At 60.5% G+C, this 15,821-nt stretch carries 10 protein-coding genes and 1 tRNA gene; 8 read left to right on the forward strand and 3 right to left on the reverse strand.

Annotated elements, in window-relative coordinates:
* The first annotated feature begins 140 nt into the window (after positions 1 to 140).
* The 4 genes from PH605_RS02310 (at position 141) to PH605_RS02325 (ending at position 4,373) form a co-directional block, all read left to right on the forward strand.
* Positions 141 to 1,238: a polyamine ABC transporter substrate-binding protein gene (locus PH605_RS02310; protein WP_004432613.1), complete on the forward strand. Its 1,098-nt coding sequence runs from the start codon at positions 141 to 143 to the stop codon at positions 1,236 to 1,238.
* Between the two features lie 240 nt (positions 1,239 to 1,478).
* Positions 1,479 to 2,636: an ABC transporter ATP-binding protein gene (locus tag PH605_RS02315; protein WP_142844016.1), complete on the forward strand. Its 1,158-nt coding sequence runs from the start codon at positions 1,479 to 1,481 to the stop codon at positions 2,634 to 2,636.
* An 11-nt stretch (positions 2,637 to 2,647) separates the two neighbouring features.
* Positions 2,648 to 3,556, forward strand: a complete 909-nt coding sequence (locus tag PH605_RS02320) for an ABC transporter permease subunit (RefSeq protein ID WP_078051236.1) — start codon at positions 2,648 to 2,650, stop codon at positions 3,554 to 3,556.
* A 4-nt stretch (positions 3,557 to 3,560) separates the two neighbouring features.
* Complete coding sequence (locus PH605_RS02325; RefSeq protein WP_065654420.1) at positions 3,561 to 4,373, forward strand: ABC transporter permease; 813 nt, start codon at positions 3,561 to 3,563, stop codon at positions 4,371 to 4,373.
* A gap of 310 nt (positions 4,374 to 4,683) precedes the next feature.
* Here PH605_RS02325 and PH605_RS02330 read toward each other — a convergent pair whose 3' ends face one another.
* A complete protein-coding gene (locus tag PH605_RS02330) occupies positions 4,684 to 6,348 on the reverse strand; it encodes an ABC transporter permease (RefSeq protein ID WP_065654419.1) in 1,665 nt (554 codons plus the stop codon).
* Positions 6,349 to 6,426: 78 nt separating this feature from the next.
* Positions 6,427 to 10,212: an ATP-binding protein gene (locus PH605_RS02335; protein ID WP_142844015.1), complete on the reverse strand. Its 3,786-nt coding sequence runs from the start codon at positions 10,210 to 10,212 to the stop codon at positions 6,427 to 6,429.
* A gap of 316 nt (positions 10,213 to 10,528) precedes the next feature.
* Between PH605_RS02335 and PH605_RS02340 the strand changes: the two genes are divergently transcribed.
* From PH605_RS02340 to PH605_RS02350, 3 genes are all read left to right on the forward strand, one after another.
* Positions 10,529 to 10,605, forward strand: a tRNA-His gene (locus tag PH605_RS02340).
* A gap of 233 nt (positions 10,606 to 10,838) precedes the next feature.
* Positions 10,839 to 12,452, forward strand: a complete 1,614-nt coding sequence (locus tag PH605_RS02345) for a Ppx/GppA phosphatase family protein (RefSeq protein ID WP_161987683.1) — start codon at positions 10,839 to 10,841, stop codon at positions 12,450 to 12,452.
* Positions 12,449 to 13,189 (forward strand): RlmE family RNA methyltransferase, encoded by a 741-nt coding sequence (locus PH605_RS02350; protein ID WP_078051233.1) that lies wholly within the window; start codon positions 12,449 to 12,451, stop codon positions 13,187 to 13,189. The genes PH605_RS02345 and PH605_RS02350 overlap by 4 nt, the downstream gene beginning before the upstream one ends.
* On the opposite strand, the gene PH605_RS02355 is transcribed toward PH605_RS02350, so the two are convergent.
* Positions 13,190 to 14,587, reverse strand: a complete 1,398-nt coding sequence (locus PH605_RS02355) for an MDR family MFS transporter (protein WP_035236057.1) — start codon at positions 14,585 to 14,587, stop codon at positions 13,190 to 13,192.
* 209 nt (positions 14,588 to 14,796) lie between these two features.
* Here PH605_RS02355 and PH605_RS02360 point away from each other — a divergent pair, with 209 nt between their 5' ends.
* Positions 14,797 to 15,798, forward strand: coding sequence for an MBL fold metallo-hydrolase (locus PH605_RS02360; protein ID WP_065654842.1), 1,002 nt, complete (start codon positions 14,797 to 14,799; stop codon positions 15,796 to 15,798).
* Positions 15,799 to 15,821 lie beyond the last annotated feature (23 nt).

Genomic DNA, 15,821 nt, shown 5'->3' on the forward strand with positions numbered 1-15,821 from the left:
GTTTTTTTTTGGCCGGAACACATTTGGTTGAAAATGCTGTGCTGCACATTTCCCGCTTGCTCCCTTTTGTTTTCCTTTCTAGTCTCTCCCAAAAAAGGGGATCACGCTCCCATCGTGAGGATGCGTTAACAGGAGACATCATGAAAAACCGTTCTCTCCGCCTGACCTTGGCTCTCACCACCGCGCTCGTTGCAGCAGGCTCGGCAATGGCCCAGGAGAAGGTCGTCCACGTCTATAACTGGTCGGATTATATCGACGAATCGATCCTTGCCGATTTCACCAAGGAAACCGGCATCAAGGTCGTCTATGACGTTTTCGACAGCAACGAGCTTGTGGAAACCAAGCTTCTGGCCGGCAGCTCCGGTTATGATGTCGTGGTGCCGACCGGTCCCTTCCTCGCCCGCCAGATCAATGCCGGCGTGTTCCAGAAACTCGACAAGTCCAAGTTGCCGAATCTGAAGAACATGTGGCCCGAGGTTTCCGAGCGTCTGGCCAAATACGATCCCGGCAACGAATATGCCGTGAACTACATGTGGGGCACCACCGGCATCGGCTATAATGTCGCCAAGGTGAAGGCGGCGCTTGGCGATGTTCCGGTCGATAGCTGGGATATTCTCTTCAAGCCGGAAAATGCCGAAAAGCTGAAATCCTGCGGCATCAATATTCTCGATGCGTCGGACGAGACCTTTGCCATCGCCATGAACTATCTCGGCAAGAATCCGGATAGCAAGGAAACCGCCGATCTCGAGGCGGGCGGCGACGTCTATATGAAGATCCGCCCCTATGTGAAGACCTTCAACTCCTCCGCCTACATCGATGAGCTGGCGAACGGGGACAGCTGCATCACCATCGGCTGGTCCGGCGATATCCTGCAGGCGAAAAGCCGCGCCGAGGAAGCCAAGAACGGCGTCGAGGTGAACTACGTCATTCCGAAGGAAGGCACCTATATGTGGTTCGACAACCTTGCCATCCCGGCGGATGCCAAGAATGTCGAGGAAGCCCACGCCTTCATCAACTATCTGATGCGGCCGGAAGTCATCGCCAAGGCCTCCAACTATGTTCAGTATGCCAATGGCAACCTCGCCTCGCAGGCGCTGATGGATGAGTCCGTCGCCAAGAACCCGGCGGTTTATCCCGATGCCGAAACGCTGAAGAAGCTCTTCACCATCTCGCCCTACGGACCGAAGGAACAGCGCGTCCTGAACCGCGTCTGGACGCAGATAAAGACCGGCAGCTAAGCAGATTCGGGATGGGGTGGAGCTATCCACCCTCATTCCTGTGCTTGTCACAGGAATCCAGCGACCTGTCGTCTGTCAGGTTAGATGAAGTCTTTTCAGCCCAAAGACTTGGGCTGACTGGTTCCCTGTAACATCCTCGGGCTTGTTCCGGGGAACAGGGATGAAGACAGTGGGATGGCATCTATACGGCATCCTGATCGTATATGTTGTCGATGGATTCTTGGGTAAAATGGGGCGGGCATGGCAAAGACACTTGGACCGGTCAAACGCAAATTCAGCCCTTGGGACAACCCCGATGCGGTGCCCTTCATCCGCTTTGAAAACGTCACCAAACGTTTTGGCGATTTCGTCGCCGTCAACAATCTGACGCTCGATATCTATGAACGCGAATTCTTCTCGCTGCTCGGTCCCTCCGGCTGCGGCAAGACCACGCTGATGCGCATGCTGGCCGGTTTCGAGGAGCCGACCGAAGGCCGCATCCTGCTGCAGGGCAAGGATATTTCCGGCGTGCCACCCTATAAGCGCCCCACCAACATGATGTTCCAGTCCTACGCGCTTTTCCCGCATATGTCGGTGGAAAAAAACATCGCCTTCGGTCTCGAACAGGACGGCCTGCCAAAAGCGGAAATCTCCTCGCGCGTCGAGGAAATGCTGCGGCTCGTCAAACTCAGTGAATTCGCCAAACGCAAGCCCAGCCAGCTTTCCGGCGGCCAGCGGCAGCGCGTGGCGCTCGCCCGGTCGCTTGCCAAGCGGCCGAAGGTGCTTCTTCTCGATGAGCCGCTCGGCGCGCTCGACAAGAAGCTGCGCGAGGAAACGCAATTCGAACTGATGGACATCCAGACCAATCTCGGTCTCACCTTCCTCATCGTCACCCACGATCAGGAAGAGGCGATGACGGTGTCGGACCGGATTGCGGTGATGGACAAGGGCAATGTCGTGCAGGTGGCGACGCCGGCCGAGATTTACGAAGCGCCGAACAGCCGCTACGTGGCGGATTTCATCGGCGATATCAATATCTTCGACGCCAATGTAGTCGCCAATGCTTCCGATATCGGCAAACCAGGTCTGGTGACGCTGGATTGCGAAGGGCTGAAGGTGGCGGTGGAGCAGGAATGCGCTGCCGCGACCGGCAGCCAGGTGGCTTTCGCCATCCGCCCGGAAAAGGTCCGCATCTCGCTCGACCAGCCCGCCGATAGCAGCGTCAATTCCGCCCATGGCGAGGTCTGGGATATCGGCTATCTCGGCGACTTCTCCGTCTTCATCGTCAAGCTTGCCGATGGCCGCGTCATTCGCGCCGCGCAGGCGAATGTTTCGCGTCTCGTCGACCGCCCGATCACCTTCGGCGATATGGTGTGGCTGAACTGGAAGCCGGATTCCGGCCTCGTCCTGACACGCTGAGGGAGGCTTTCATGGCGATCACCACTCCCGAAAACCGGCAAAGCCCCTGGCGCTGGCTGGTCGTCGCGGTTCCCTATTTCTGGCTGCTGCTATTCTTCGCAGCACCGTTTTTCATTATCTTCAAAATCTCGCTGTCGGATACGGCGATCTCCATGCCGCCCTATACGCCGGTTTTCGAAGGGTTTTCGAAACTCGGCGCCTTCTTCTCCGAACTGGATTTCGAAAATTACCTCTTCCTGACGGAAGACCCGCTTTACATTGACGCCTATCTATCATCGCTGCGCATCGCCTTCATCTCCACCTTTCTGCTTTTGCTGATCGGTTATCCCATGGCGCTCGCCATGGCGCGCGCGCCGTCTTCCGTTCGTCCGACGCTGGTGATGCTGGTGATCCTGCCGTTCTGGACCTCTTTCCTGATCCGCGTTTACGCCTGGATCGGCATTCTGAAGCCAGAAGGCCTGCTGACGGTGCTGTTCCAATGGCTCGGTCTTCTCGGGCCGGACCAGCAGGTCAATATCTTCCGCACCGAGACGGCGATCTTCATCGGCATCGTTTATTCCTATCTGCCTTTCATGGTGCTGCCGCTCTATTCGGCGCTGGAAAAGCTCGACAATACGCTGCTGGAAGCGGCCGCCGATCTCGGTTGCCCGCCATGGAAAGCCTTCTGGAAGATCACCTTCCCGCTGTCGCTGCCGGGCGTCGTGGCCGGCTCGATGATCTGCTTCATTCCGATAACAGGGGAATTCGTCATCCCCGATCTGCTTGGCGGCGCCCAGACGCTGATGATCGGCAAGACGCTGTGGACGGAATTCTTCGGCAACCGCGACTGGCCCCTGGCATCCGCCGTCGCCGTGCTGCTGCTGTTGTTGCTGGTGGTACCCATCGCCATCTTCCAGAATCAGCAGAAGAAGGTGGGGTGAGACCATGAAGCGCGGAAAATTCGACATCACCGTCCTCACTCTCGGTTTTGCCTTTCTTTATATCCCGATCATCATCCTGATCGTTTATTCCTTCAACGCCTCGAAGCTCGTCACCGTCTGGGGCGGTTTCTCGCTGCAATGGTACCGCTCCATGTGGTCGAACGAGGGGCTGATGGATGCGGCCTGGGTGACGCTGCGCGTCGGTATCCTCAGCGCCACCATCGGCACCATCCTCGGAACGCTGGCGGCGCTGTCGCTGACGCGGTTCGCGCGGTTTCCGGGCCGGGTGCTGTTTTCCGGCATGATCTATGCGCCGCTCGTCATGCCGGAAGTGATTACCGGCCTGTCGCTGCTGCTGCTCTTCGTGGCCGTCGGGGTGGATCGCGGTTTCTGGACGGTGGTTATCGCCCATACGACTTTCACCATGTGTTACGTGGCAATCGTCGTGCAGTCGCGGCTCCTGACCTTCGATCGAAGTCTCGAGGAAGCCGCGCTCGATCTCGGCTGCCCGCCGGTCAAAACCTTCTTTCGCATCACCCTGCCGCTCATCTTCCCCGCGGTCATTGCCGGCTGGATGCTGGCCTTCACCCTTTCGCTGGACGATCTGGTGATCGCCAGCTTCGCCACCGGCCCCGGTGCAACCACGCTGCCGATCAAGATCTATTCGCAGGTTCGCCTTGGTGTGACGCCGGAAATCAACGCCATCTGCACGATCCTGATCGGGCTTGTCACCATCGGCGTGATCGTCGCCTCCATCGCTTCCAAACGCACCGAATTGCAGCGGATGCGGGACGAACATGCGGCGGCACGGAACTGATCGAATATCCCGCGTTGATTTTTACGCGTTACTGTTGAAATCGCGAGAAAAGTAGAAACTGTTAATTTAGTTTCGGCGCTTTACGGTCTCAGAATAGGAATTTTCGTCGGTAATTGATCGATTTTGGTTTTAACCGCTTGTTAATAGGAGTTGGCGGAAAGTAAACCCAACGCAGGGCCGTCAAATTTTTGATAGCCGGGACTGATAATTTCCATCTGGCGAGATTGTCCCCCTTTCTCTCGTTGAAAAGCACAACTTATCCAGGCGGCCGTAAGGCCGCCTTTCTTTTTGCCGCAAAGGCCCGTGCCACTCAGCGGTTTTCTGGATGATCCATCGATTTCGAGACGAGCAGCACGGGAATAAGCCCGGCAATGATGATGATGATCGCCGGCACGGCCGCATCCTGCACCCTTGAGCGCGATGCATCCTCATAAACCAGCGTGGCCAGCGTGTTGAAACCGAAAGGCCGAAGCAGGATGGTGGCCGGCAATTCCTTCATGGATTCGATCAGGACGAGAAGAAAAGCCGTCAGCGCCGCGGGCCGCATGTTCGGCAACAGCACCTTGAACAGCGTCTGCGCCCGGTTGCGCCCAAGCGTCCGCGAGGCCATGTCGATATGCGGCGAAAGCTTCTGGAAACCAGCATCGAGCGTGCCTTCCGCCATGGTCATGAAGCGCACGGCATGGGCGTAAATGATGGCGAAGGCGGTGCCGGAGAGCAGCAGCCCGGTGGAAAAGCCGAAATGTGCGCGGATGAAGCCATCGACGCCATTGTCGAGACTGGCCAGCGGAATGAGCACCCCGATGGCGAGCACGGTTCCCGGCACGCCATATCCCATGGAGCCGAAGCGGGCGGCCACCTTCGAGGTGCGCGAGCGCTCGGTGCGGATGGCATAGGAAAACACGAAAGCGGCAATCAGCGTCACGAAGGCGGCGGAAAGCGAGACTTCGAGACTGTGTCCGAGTGCTTTCAGAAGCTTCGGCGCAAACAGCGCATCGAGCCTCCTCGCGGCGTAACCGCCCAGCACGATGACGGGAATGAAAAAGCCGCTCGCCACGGGAACGAAGCAGAAAAGGCTTGCACCCCACCGCCGCCAGCCGGTGAGCGCCTTCAGCCGGTGACGCTGCGCCATGCTTGTCGCTTTCGGCGCGCCGAAGCGCTGTTTTTCCCGGGCATTGCGTTCGATGACGATCAGCGCACCGACGATGACGAGGATGACGGCGGCGATCTGCGTCGCATTGGCGAGATTGCCGCGATTGAGCCAGGTTTCGTAAATGGTGAAGGTCAGCGTCTGGACACCGAGATATTCAACCGCGCCGATATCGTTCAGCGTTTCCATCAGGACCAGAGAAAGCCCGATGGCGATGGCCGGCCGGGCCATCGGCAATTGCACGGAGAAGAACACGTTCAGCGGTTTTGCGCCGAGCGTGCGGGCCGCTTCGGCCGCAAACCGTCCCTGCATGGAAAAGGCGGCGCGGGCCGAGAGATAAACGTAAGGATAGAGGACCGAACTGAGAACGATTACCGCACCGCCGAGCGAGCGTATGTCTGGAAACCAGTAATCGCGGATGCTGTGATAACCGAAAGCGGCGCGCAACGCGCTCTGCACCGGGCCGGTAAAGTCGAGAAACTCGCCGAAAGCATAGGCGGCGAGATAGGAGGGGATGGCGAGCGGCAGCACGAGTGCCGCGGACAATAACCGCCGCAGCGGAAATTCGAATGTGGTGACAAGCCAGGCGCAGACGATGCCGAAAAAAGCCGTCGTCGCGGCCGTCATCCCCAAGAGCAGGAAGGTGCGAAACCCGGCGCGCGGCAGGACATTGGCGAGAAGATGCTGCCATCCTTCCGTGCTGCCGGTCAGCGCCAGCCAGAAAATTGCCAGAATGGGCATGGCGGCAATGGCCGCGACGATGACCGCCGTGATGGGCAACACCGAGAAGCGTCTTGTTGCCGGAAGGGAAACCGTCATGGACATGCCAGTCTACTGTCGTGCAAAGGCCTCAACCGGCGACCATCGTGCCGGCGGCCTCCGCATTGCTACGCCCGCATGGCCTCAGTTGGCAAGAACCCGCTGCGAGGGAAAGGTGATTTCCACCAGCGTGCCTTCATTCGGCGTGGAGGTGATGGAGAAATTCGCCCGGTTGGCATCTACCATCGCCTTGGTCAGCGGCAGGCCGAGCCCGGTGCCGTCGCCGCGCACGCGCTTGCCGGAGGAGGCCACCTGCCGGAACGGCTTCATGGCCTGTTCCAGTTCCGCCCGGGTCATGCCAATGCCGGTGTCGCGAATGCGCAGCGACACGCTGCCATTGGCCTCATAGGCGGTGGACACCACGATCTGGCCGCCGGACGGCGTGAAGCGGATGGCGTTCGACAGGATGTTCAGCACGATCTGCTTGATCGAGCGCAGGTCGGCGACGATCTGCGGCACGGATTGCGCAAGAGCGGTGCGGATGATGACGCGCTGGTTGTTGGCCTGCGGCTGCACCAGCGAGACCGCCTCGGCGACCGTTTCGTTGAGCGGCACGGCGACGAAATCCACATCCATCTGCCCGGCCTCGATCTTGGAAATATCGAGCAGATCATTGACGATATCGAGCACATGCCGGCCGGAACGGCCGATATCATTGGCATATTCCACATAACGCGGATGGCCGATCGGCCCGAAACGTTCGGTCGCCATCATGTCGGCAAAGCCGATGATGGCATTGAGCGGCGTGCGGATTTCATGGCTGACGCGCGCCAGGAAGTCGGTCTTGTGGGCATTGGCGGTTTCCGCCGCCCGCTTGGCGTTGCGCAGTTCTTCTTCGGTGCGCTTCCACTGGGTGATGTCGCGGATAACCGCGCAATAGCCATGCGAGGATTTCAGCCGGCCGATGGTCATGAACAGCGGCAGGAAGCCGCCGGATGCTTCGCGGCCGATCACTTCGCGGCCGTCATTCAGCACGCTTGCGACACCGTTATTGGCAAGGCCGGAGAGATAATCCAGCACGGCGCGCTGGCTCTCATGGGCAAAGAGCGTAACAAAAGGCTTGCCGGCGATTTCACCATTGTCATAGTTGAACAGCGCGCTGGCGGAACGGTTGAGCGAGCGGATTTCGCCTTCGTCTCCCAGAAGCACCACGCCGTCGGTGGCCGTTTCCAGAATGGAATGCAGCTCCTCCACTTCGCCCTGCAACAGGGAGAGGCTGCCTGCTTCCGCATTTTCGGCATCGCCGGCAGCAATATTTTCGTTGGCGGCCGCAACCGGCGCCTGCTTTTCCTCAAGCGGCACCAGCGACAGCATCAGCGCCTTGGTTTCTTCCCAGCGGATGGACTGCAACCGCGCCTTGACGGGAATGATGTCGTTGTCAGAGCTGACGACCACCATGCCGCCTTCGTTGTCCGGCATGTCCTCCAGCTCCTGCCGCTGCAGCAGCGCTTCCAGACCGCCCACCTCTTCGAGCTCGGCGAGAGAGCCATAGCCCGTCAAGCGCAGGAAATCCGGGTTGGCGTGGATCAGCCTGTCGCCGGCATGCACCAGAAGCGCCACGGGCATCTGGTCCAGCGTCTCGGCCGTCAAGGCATTTGCGGGGCGAACGGACGGGCTGACCATAGCGGCGGCAATATCGGCCGCCGGCCGCTCGTCAGCCGCAGGCTCCTGCTTTTCGTCGGAACCGCTTTCATCCGCCGGTGCGCGAATGGCCGCAGGCTGCTCGCCACGAACATAATCGGCGAAAAGATCGTCTTCTTCCGCCGGTTCGGTTTTCCTGTCGTCATTTTCCGTTTCGGAGGCCGCGCTTTCCGAAGCATCCGCATCGATATCCTGCTGAATATCCTGCACGGTCGGCTCAGCGGAAATGGCTTCCGCATCCGTTTCCCGGTGTTCTTCGGAAGCAGCATCCGCCGGCGCCAGGGCCCGGCCGATTTCGCGGAAGGCGGCCTGCTCGCCTGCGGTCAACCCCTCGCGGGAGCGCGAGCGGCGCTCCTCCAGATGGACGACCTTGTCGGAATAGGCTGGCTCCAGCGCGGGTGCTGCAACCGGCGCTTCGAATTCCGGCGGGGTATAATCATGGTGCTGTTCTTCGGCCGAAACCACGTCCGATGCATCATCCGCCGCATCGGCCTCCGTTGCCGGGACCTCGTCCTCAGCGATGGAACCGGCGTCTTGCGCCGCCTCGTCATCCTCATCGATAAAGGCCAGCAATTCGTGGCTTTCATCCTCAATAGCGGGCTGCGGCAGTGCTTCCGCATCGGCCTCTTCGCCGTTGAGGAAGGTCAGGCCGGTGGCATGCGGGTCTTCGGTGGCATCGGCAAGCCGCACGATGCCGAAACCACGGAAACCGTCGAATTCGCGTGAGCGCGTATAGGTGGGCAGGGCGGCAAGATCGATCGGCACCATTAGCGATGTGCCTTCCACCGGCCAGTAGATCGTCTTGCCCGACCATGTGTCGCGACGGCCGAGAAGCTCGCGGATCTTGCCGTCGGGATCGAGATTGAACAGGGCCGCGACATCGGCAAAGCCCATGCCTTCCACGGCAGCCGCCTTGGCGCCCACAGCCTCTGCAAATTCATGCGAGATCGAACTGAAGCGTCCTTCCGCATCGATTTTCCAGACGAAACGGGAAGCGCGCGCACCGGCATTGAAAACAAAAGGCTGCGCTTCTGCGCCAGCCCCGATGTCCACCTCCTCGGTCTCCGCCTCCGCCGTTATCTCCTCATCTGCGGCAGGAGCGTCTGACGGCGCTGTTTCGACGATTTCATCGTCCGCGACTGCGTTTTCTTCGGCTTGAGCCTCTTCCGCAGGGGCTTCGGCGATTGCCCGTTCGGTTAAGGGGGCGTCTGCTTCATCCTCATCGAGTTCGAAAAGATCGGCGATGTCGTCGGTCATCGCCACATGTGCCGCGGCGTCGGCGTCCTGCGCAGAAAGCGCCGCCGGGGTCTCCGCTCCGTTTTCCGGCAATGACGGAAGGTTGTTCTCATCCTGCTGCGCTGCCTCTTCCTCTTCGGGATCGGCCGGCAGTTCCTGCACCTCTTCAACATCCTCGATGCCAGCGACGGCATCGAGCACGGAATCGAAAGAGGAGGTTGCAGCGGCAACGGGCGCGACCTCCGCAACCGGCAGGGCGGCCTCGGCGGCGGCTGGCGTTTCCTGCGGCCTGTCTTCTGCGAAACCATTGACGGGATCGAGTGTGCCCAGCGCGGTTTCGACCACGAACATCAGGTTCAGTTCGGGCGATGCCGCAATCTGGCCGGTGGCGGCGGGCAGGTAACCCTTGCCGGTCGGCACCGGCCGCTTGACGAGATGGCCGGACTGTCCGGCTGCCATTTTCACCAGTGTCCGTGCCGTGTGCGGCGTGATGCCCAGCGACGAAAAGCCGGGCGAGGCGGCGACAATCTCGTTCTCGCCGTTCAGAACCGCCATATGGATATCGGGGTCGTCGAAACCTTCGATCATGCGTCTGGCGCATTCCGCCGTGTCGGGTGCGACTTGGTCGGTGAGGGCGGAAAACAGGATGGCGGGCTGGCCGGGTTCGGCCTCGATGATTTCCGCGCGCGCCGTAACGGCAAGGCTGCGGAAACCCGATGTGATGCGAATGGTAAACGGCAGGCTGTCGCCTGCTTTGGAAAGCCGCGCCGCCGTGGCTGCCAGTTGCCGGAAGGTCACGTCCTGCGGTTTCGGGCCCTGTTCCAGAAAATCATAAACCATCGGCGTGCCGAACAGCGCCGCACCCCGGCCATTGGCCCAAAGGGCGTTTTTAAGGTCGAGCGAGAACAACGCCATGGCCGCGCCGCGCCCGAAACCTTCACGCACCCGTTCATGCACTGCGATATCGATAAAGGGATACTGGACGGCGGGCATGTCGAAACCTATTCTGGCACTACCGGACCTTGCGGGCTTTTCGGCTTCCTCATGAAGCTCTAAACGTAAACCCGCCGAGGCATCACGTTAACAGAATTTTAAATAACTTCACAGCGCGGTCCGGTCCACCATCCGCCGGATGAATCGCCAAATAGAGTTAACATCAACAGGCCGCTGCGGCCTCTTTATGTCAGCCCGGCCCCTTGAAAAGCACTTGCCTTTCTCAGCCTTTTTTCGCAAAATTCGAAGAGGCACTTGCAAATGGGGAAAACACCTTTTATGTCACCCCCCGTGACGCCGCTTCGGCGTTTCATGTGCGGTTGTAGCTCAGTTGGTTAGAGCGCAGGTTTGTGGCACCTGAGGTCGGTGGTTCGACCCCACTCAACCGTACCATTCCCCTCTCCCAGTAAGTTATGCGTCACAAGGACTTTCCGGGAGAGGGGAATACTTTCCCCGCCCGATCCGCGCGGGCCCCTCCCGATTTCCGAAAATCCTCAAAATTATTGCCATGTCCATGGTGGTCCCCACGCAACCTTGGTGACGTGTGAGCCTTTGCCACACGCCGCCCGGCAAAAACCATTTGGCTAAAATCGCTTGCGCTGGTATTGTCCGCCCAACGAAACCTTATGAAAGCCAGCAGCATAGCGTCTACGCTTGTGCGCGGCGAAATGGACAAGACAGTGATCGACCCCGGAAACGGCCCAAAGCCGTCGGAACAAGGGGCGTCGGTGGCGAACAAAGGGAAAGCGAAGCGATCCCGTCGTGGCAAGAAACACAAGCGTGACGGTCAGCCCCGTGACGCTGCTGTGCTGTCGCATGATGTTGCCGCGGATGTTCCGGCCGGTTCCTCCTATGCATCGGCTCTTGAGCCGGATGCCGAGCCGCGCAAGAGAAAGCGCCGCAGGCGCTCTCGCGGCAAGGGTGCCTCTCAGCAGGCTGCCTCAGCTTCCACCGTGCCGGCGCAGGCTCCAGCCGCAACAGATGCTGCCAATCCATCCGCCGTGCCGCCAGGCGCAGGGCGAAAGTCGCGCCACCGCAAGCGTGGTCACCGCGATCCACAGGGCCGTCCGCTGGTTCCCACCCATGCGCCGAAACACGTCGGCAAGCAGAATGGTCGCGCCAATGGGGCCGGGCAGGAACCGCACCGGCAATCCGAAATATCCGCTCGCCACGCAGGCCGCCAGCATGAACATGGCCAGGAGCCGCCGGCGGATATGTATGCCGCGCTCGATCTCGGCACCAATAATTGCCGGCTTCTGATCGCGCAGCCGACGCGGCCCGGTCAGTTTCGGGTCGTCGATGCCTTTTCGCGCATCGTCCGGCTGGGCGAGGGGCTGGTGTCGAGCGGCAGGCTGTCCGACGACGCCATGGATCGAGCTGTCGAGGCGCTGAAAGTCTGCTCCGCGAAACTCTCCGGTCGCCCGATCAGGCGCATGCGGCTCATCGCCACCGAGGCCTGCCGCGCTGCGTCGAATGGCGAGGAATTTCTGGCGCGTGTCACGCGGGAAACGGGACTGAAGCTCGAAATCATCAGCCGCGAGACGGAAGCCCGCCTTGCGGTGTCTGGCTGCGCTTCTCTCGTTGGGCGCGAGGCGCGTTCGGTCGTGCTGTTCGATATCGGTGGCGGATCCTCGGAAATCGCCGTCATCAAGGTCGGCGAAAACCGCTCGAACCGACTCGCCAACCACATCACCCACTGGACCTCGCTGCCGGTCGGTGTCGTCACGCTCTCGGAACGCCATGGCGGGCGCGATGTGACGCCGGACGTCTTCGCCGCGATGGTGCGGGAAGTCGAAGGATTGCTCGATGCCTTCCATTGCCCGCCTCTCGCGCCGCAAACCCATCACGAGGATTTTCATCTTATCGGAACTTCGGGCACGGTCACAACGCTTGCCGGCGTCCATCTCGATCTGCCACGATACGATCGCCGCAAGGTGGATGGCCTGTGGTTGTCGGACGCCGAGGTGACGGCGATGCAGGACAAGCTGCTGGCCTGGGATTTCGCGGGCCGCGCCGCCAATGCCTGCATCGGGCCTGACAGGGCCGATCTGGTTCTGGCCGGCTGCGCCATTCTCGAGGCCATTCGCCGCCGCTGGCCGGCACGCCGTATGCGCGTGGCGGATCGCGGCCTGCGCGAAGGCCTTTTGACGGATATGATGGCGGATGACGGCGCATGGCGGCGCAACCGCATCAGGCGCATGCAGATGACACGGCAGGACAGGACGGAAGGTTTGACATGAGCAAGGCGCCGACAAGCAACAACCGCACCGGCCGCAAGATCGGCCAGAAGGTCAAGAAGACCAAGCTCAAGGCCTCGTCGCGCCGCTGGCTGGAACGTCATATCAACGACCCCTATGTGCAGCGCGCCAGGCTTGAGGGCTATCGCGCCCGTGCCGCCTTCAAGCTCCTGGAAATCAACGACAAGCACCAGATCCTCAAAGGCGCGCGCCGCATCATCGACCTTGGCGCCGCCCCCGGGAGCTGGTCGCAGATCGCCTCCAAGGTGACGGATTCGACCGAGGACGATATCCGCGTCGCGGCCATCGATTTTCTCGAGATCGATCCCATTCCCGGTGTGAAAATCCTCCAGCTCGACTTCCTCGATCCCTCCGCGCCGGAAAAGCTGATGGAGGCCGTTGGCGGCACGCCCGATCTGGTGCTGTCGGACATGGCCGCGCCCACCACCGGTCACCAGAAGACCGACCATATCCGCACCATGCATCTGTGCGAAGTCGCGGCCGATTTCGCCGTTCAGGTGCTGGCGGAAGGCGGTCACTTCCTTGCCAAGACCTTTCAGGGCGGCACGGAAAAGGCATTGCTGGATATGCTGAAGAAGAACTTCAAGCAGGTTCTCCACATCAAGCCGGCGTCCTCACGCTCGGAATCGGTGGAAATGTTCCTGCTTGCTAAGCACTTCAAGGGCCGCAAGGGCGAGCCGACCGACGCATCCGAAGCCGAAGAGGCTTCCGAAGACTGATCACTCCGCCGGTTGTGAGACCTTGCCGCGGTGGCCGGAGACGGCCGCCCCGGCATTGCCGTCCATGCGGATGATCGGCACGATGGCGAACAGCGATACCAGCGCCACGATGGTGAAGGCGATGTGGAAATCGGCGAGCTGCAGGTGCGTGCCGGACATCATGCTGCTGACTTCCAGAATGGAGGCGGCGAAAGCCACACCCAGCGCCAGGCTGATCTGCTGCAGCACCGACGCCATCGAAGTCGCCTGGCTGGCCTGACTGTCCTCGATGTCGGAATAGCTGAGCGCATTCGATCCGGTGAAGAAGAAGGACCGGGCAAATCCCGCTGTCACAAGGAAGATCATGATCAGCGGATAAGGCGTTTCCGGGGTGAAGAAGCTGTTGGCGAGCGTGGTGCAGGCGCCGACGATGCCGGCCCCGATCAGTGTCGAGCGGAATCCGGTTGCCGCAAACACCCGCTTGGCCATGAATTTCGTGGTGATCGCGCCGATTGCGCCGGCAAAGGTGATCATGCCCGACTGGAACGGATTGAGCCCGAAACCGATCTGCAGCATCAGCGGCATCAGGAAGGGTATGGCGCCCGTGGAAATGCGGAAAACGGTGCCGCCGACGGACGCCGCCCGGAAGGTCGCGTTCTGGAATATGCGAAAATCGAGAATGGGGGCGGGGTGGCGCGCGGCGTGGCGCAGATAAAGAAAACCGCAGATGAAACCGATGATCGTCGAGGCGATGCCGATGGCCGGCGGCAGCGCCGGCAGGCTGACGACGGAGAGGCCGAACACCACACCGGAGGCGGCGATGCCTGACAGCACGAAGCCTTTGCCATCCATCGGCGGCGGGTTGGTGGTTTCGATTTCCGGCAGGAAGATCGTCGAGAGCCAAATGCCGATGACGCCGATCGGCACATTGATCAGAAAAATCCAGTGCCATGAAAAATAGGTGGTGATGAAGCCGCCGATGGGTGGGCCGGTAAGCGGTCCCACCAGCCCCGGAATTGTCAGCAGCGCCATGGCGGAGACGAGTTCGCTGCGCTTGGTCGTGCGCAAAAGCACGAGGCGGCCGACGGGCGTCATCATCGCCCCGCCCATGCCCTGCAAGAAGCGCGAGAGCACGAATTCGAACACCGAGGACGACACCGCGCAGCAGATCGACCCCACCACGAAGACGCCGATGGCGAAACGGAAGATTTTCTTCGCGCCGTATTTGTCGGCCATCCAGCCGCTGATGGGAATGAAGATCGCCAGCGCCACCATATAGGCCGTCAATGCGAGCTTGAGCGTGATCGGGCCGACATGAAGGTCGGCGGCAATTGCCGGCAGCGAGGTGGCGATGACGGTGGAGTCCATCTGCTCCATGAAGAGAGCGACTGCCAGGATGAGGGGAATGATGCGGTTCATGAGGCTGCCTGCGGCTTTCCGCTGCGACAAAGGATATCGCCGTTCCTCCTACGCCTGATAAGCGGGCTTGCCAACACGTTAATTATCAATTTCTCAAGTTCCGATCAAACCTGCGTGAGGCCGGTTTTCTTGCAACTTTATCGCTTTATTGTCCGTTGGCATGGTTCAGTTGGCGATCACGGCCAGTTGGCGATATCGGGAGAAAGATGATGACCCAATCCTTGAACATGAGCAGACGCGGCCTCATCGGTGCGGCGGGCGCAAGCGTTCTCGGTGCGCCGCTGTTGATGGCGCGCACGGCAACGGCCCAGACCAGCCAGCCGCAAACCTCCATGGAGATAGAACACGCGATGCCGCCTGAAACCAACCGCTTCAAGCTCGGCAATTTCGAAGTGCTGGTGGTGAAGGATGGCGCACGCGCGGCCCCCAATCCCGGCGAGACCTTCGGCACCGACCAGTCGGCCGAGACGGTCGGAAAATTGCTGGAAGACAATTTTCTGCCGAAGGAGCAATTCGTCAATTCCTTCTCGCCGGTCCTCGTCAATACCGGCACGGATCTCGTGCTGTTCGATACCGGTTTCGGTGAGGCCGGGCGCGGTGCGGGCAATGGCCGGTTGATCGAGGGCATGGCGGCGGCCGGTTATACGCCGGAAGATGTGACCGTGGTGGTGCTGACCCACATGCATGGCGACCATATCGGTGGGCTGATGGAAAAGGGTGCTCCGGCTTTTTCCAAGGCGCGCTACGTGTTCGGCCAGGCGGAATATGATTTCTGGACGAATGAGAAACGTGTCGGCACGCCTGCGGAAGGCGGTCACAAGGGCGTTCTCACGAACGTCAAGCCGCTGGCGGAAAAGGCGACCTTCATCGGCGACGGCGCCAGTGTCGTATCCGGGATTACCGGTGTGGCGGCCTTCGGTCATTCGCCGGGTCACATGATTTTCCGTGTCGAATCGGAAGGCAAACAACTCATCCTGACGGCGGATACGGCCAACCATTTCGTCCTTTCCCTTCAGAAGCCAGACTGGGAGGTGAAGTTCGACATGGACAAGGCGGCAGCCGCCGCGACCCGCAAGAAGGTCTATGACATGATCGCCACCGACCGTTTGCCTTTCCTTGGGTATCACATGCCTTTCCCGGCGGTCGGTTACGCGGAAAAGCTGGATACCGGCTATCGTTTCGTGCCGAAATCCTACCAGTTCGACATCTAAATGCATCTCGCGCAAAAGTGTTC

Source organism: Agrobacterium sp. CFBP 3001, from assembly GCF_027871605.1.
GTDB classification, from domain to species: domain Bacteria; phylum Pseudomonadota; class Alphaproteobacteria; order Rhizobiales; family Rhizobiaceae; genus Agrobacterium; species Agrobacterium leguminum.

Excerpts from the sequence above, each read along its gene's own strand:
- PH605_RS02310 (WP_004432613.1), top strand. The coding sequence starts at position 141 with ATGAAAAACCGTTCTCTCCGCCTGACCTTGGCTCTCACCACCGCGCTC.
- PH605_RS02315 (WP_142844016.1), top strand. The coding sequence starts at position 1,479 with ATGGCAAAGACACTTGGACCGGTCAAACGCAAATTCAGCCCTTGGGAC.
- PH605_RS02320 (WP_078051236.1), top strand. The coding sequence starts at position 2,648 with ATGGCGATCACCACTCCCGAAAACCGGCAAAGCCCCTGGCGCTGGCTG.
- PH605_RS02325 (WP_065654420.1), top strand. The coding sequence starts at position 3,561 with ATGAAGCGCGGAAAATTCGACATCACCGTCCTCACTCTCGGTTTTGCC.
- PH605_RS02330 (WP_065654419.1), bottom strand. The coding sequence starts at position 6,348 with ATGTCCATGACGGTTTCCCTTCCGGCAACAAGACGCTTCTCGGTGTTG.
- PH605_RS02335 (WP_142844015.1), bottom strand. The coding sequence starts at position 10,212 with ATGCCCGCCGTCCAGTATCCCTTTATCGATATCGCAGTGCATGAACGG.
- PH605_RS02345 (WP_161987683.1), top strand. The coding sequence starts at position 10,839 with ATGAAAGCCAGCAGCATAGCGTCTACGCTTGTGCGCGGCGAAATGGAC.
- PH605_RS02350 (WP_078051233.1), top strand. The coding sequence starts at position 12,449 with ATGAGCAAGGCGCCGACAAGCAACAACCGCACCGGCCGCAAGATCGGC.
- PH605_RS02355 (WP_035236057.1), bottom strand. The coding sequence starts at position 14,587 with ATGAACCGCATCATTCCCCTCATCCTGGCAGTCGCTCTCTTCATGGAG.
- PH605_RS02360 (WP_065654842.1), top strand. The coding sequence starts at position 14,797 with ATGACCCAATCCTTGAACATGAGCAGACGCGGCCTCATCGGTGCGGCG.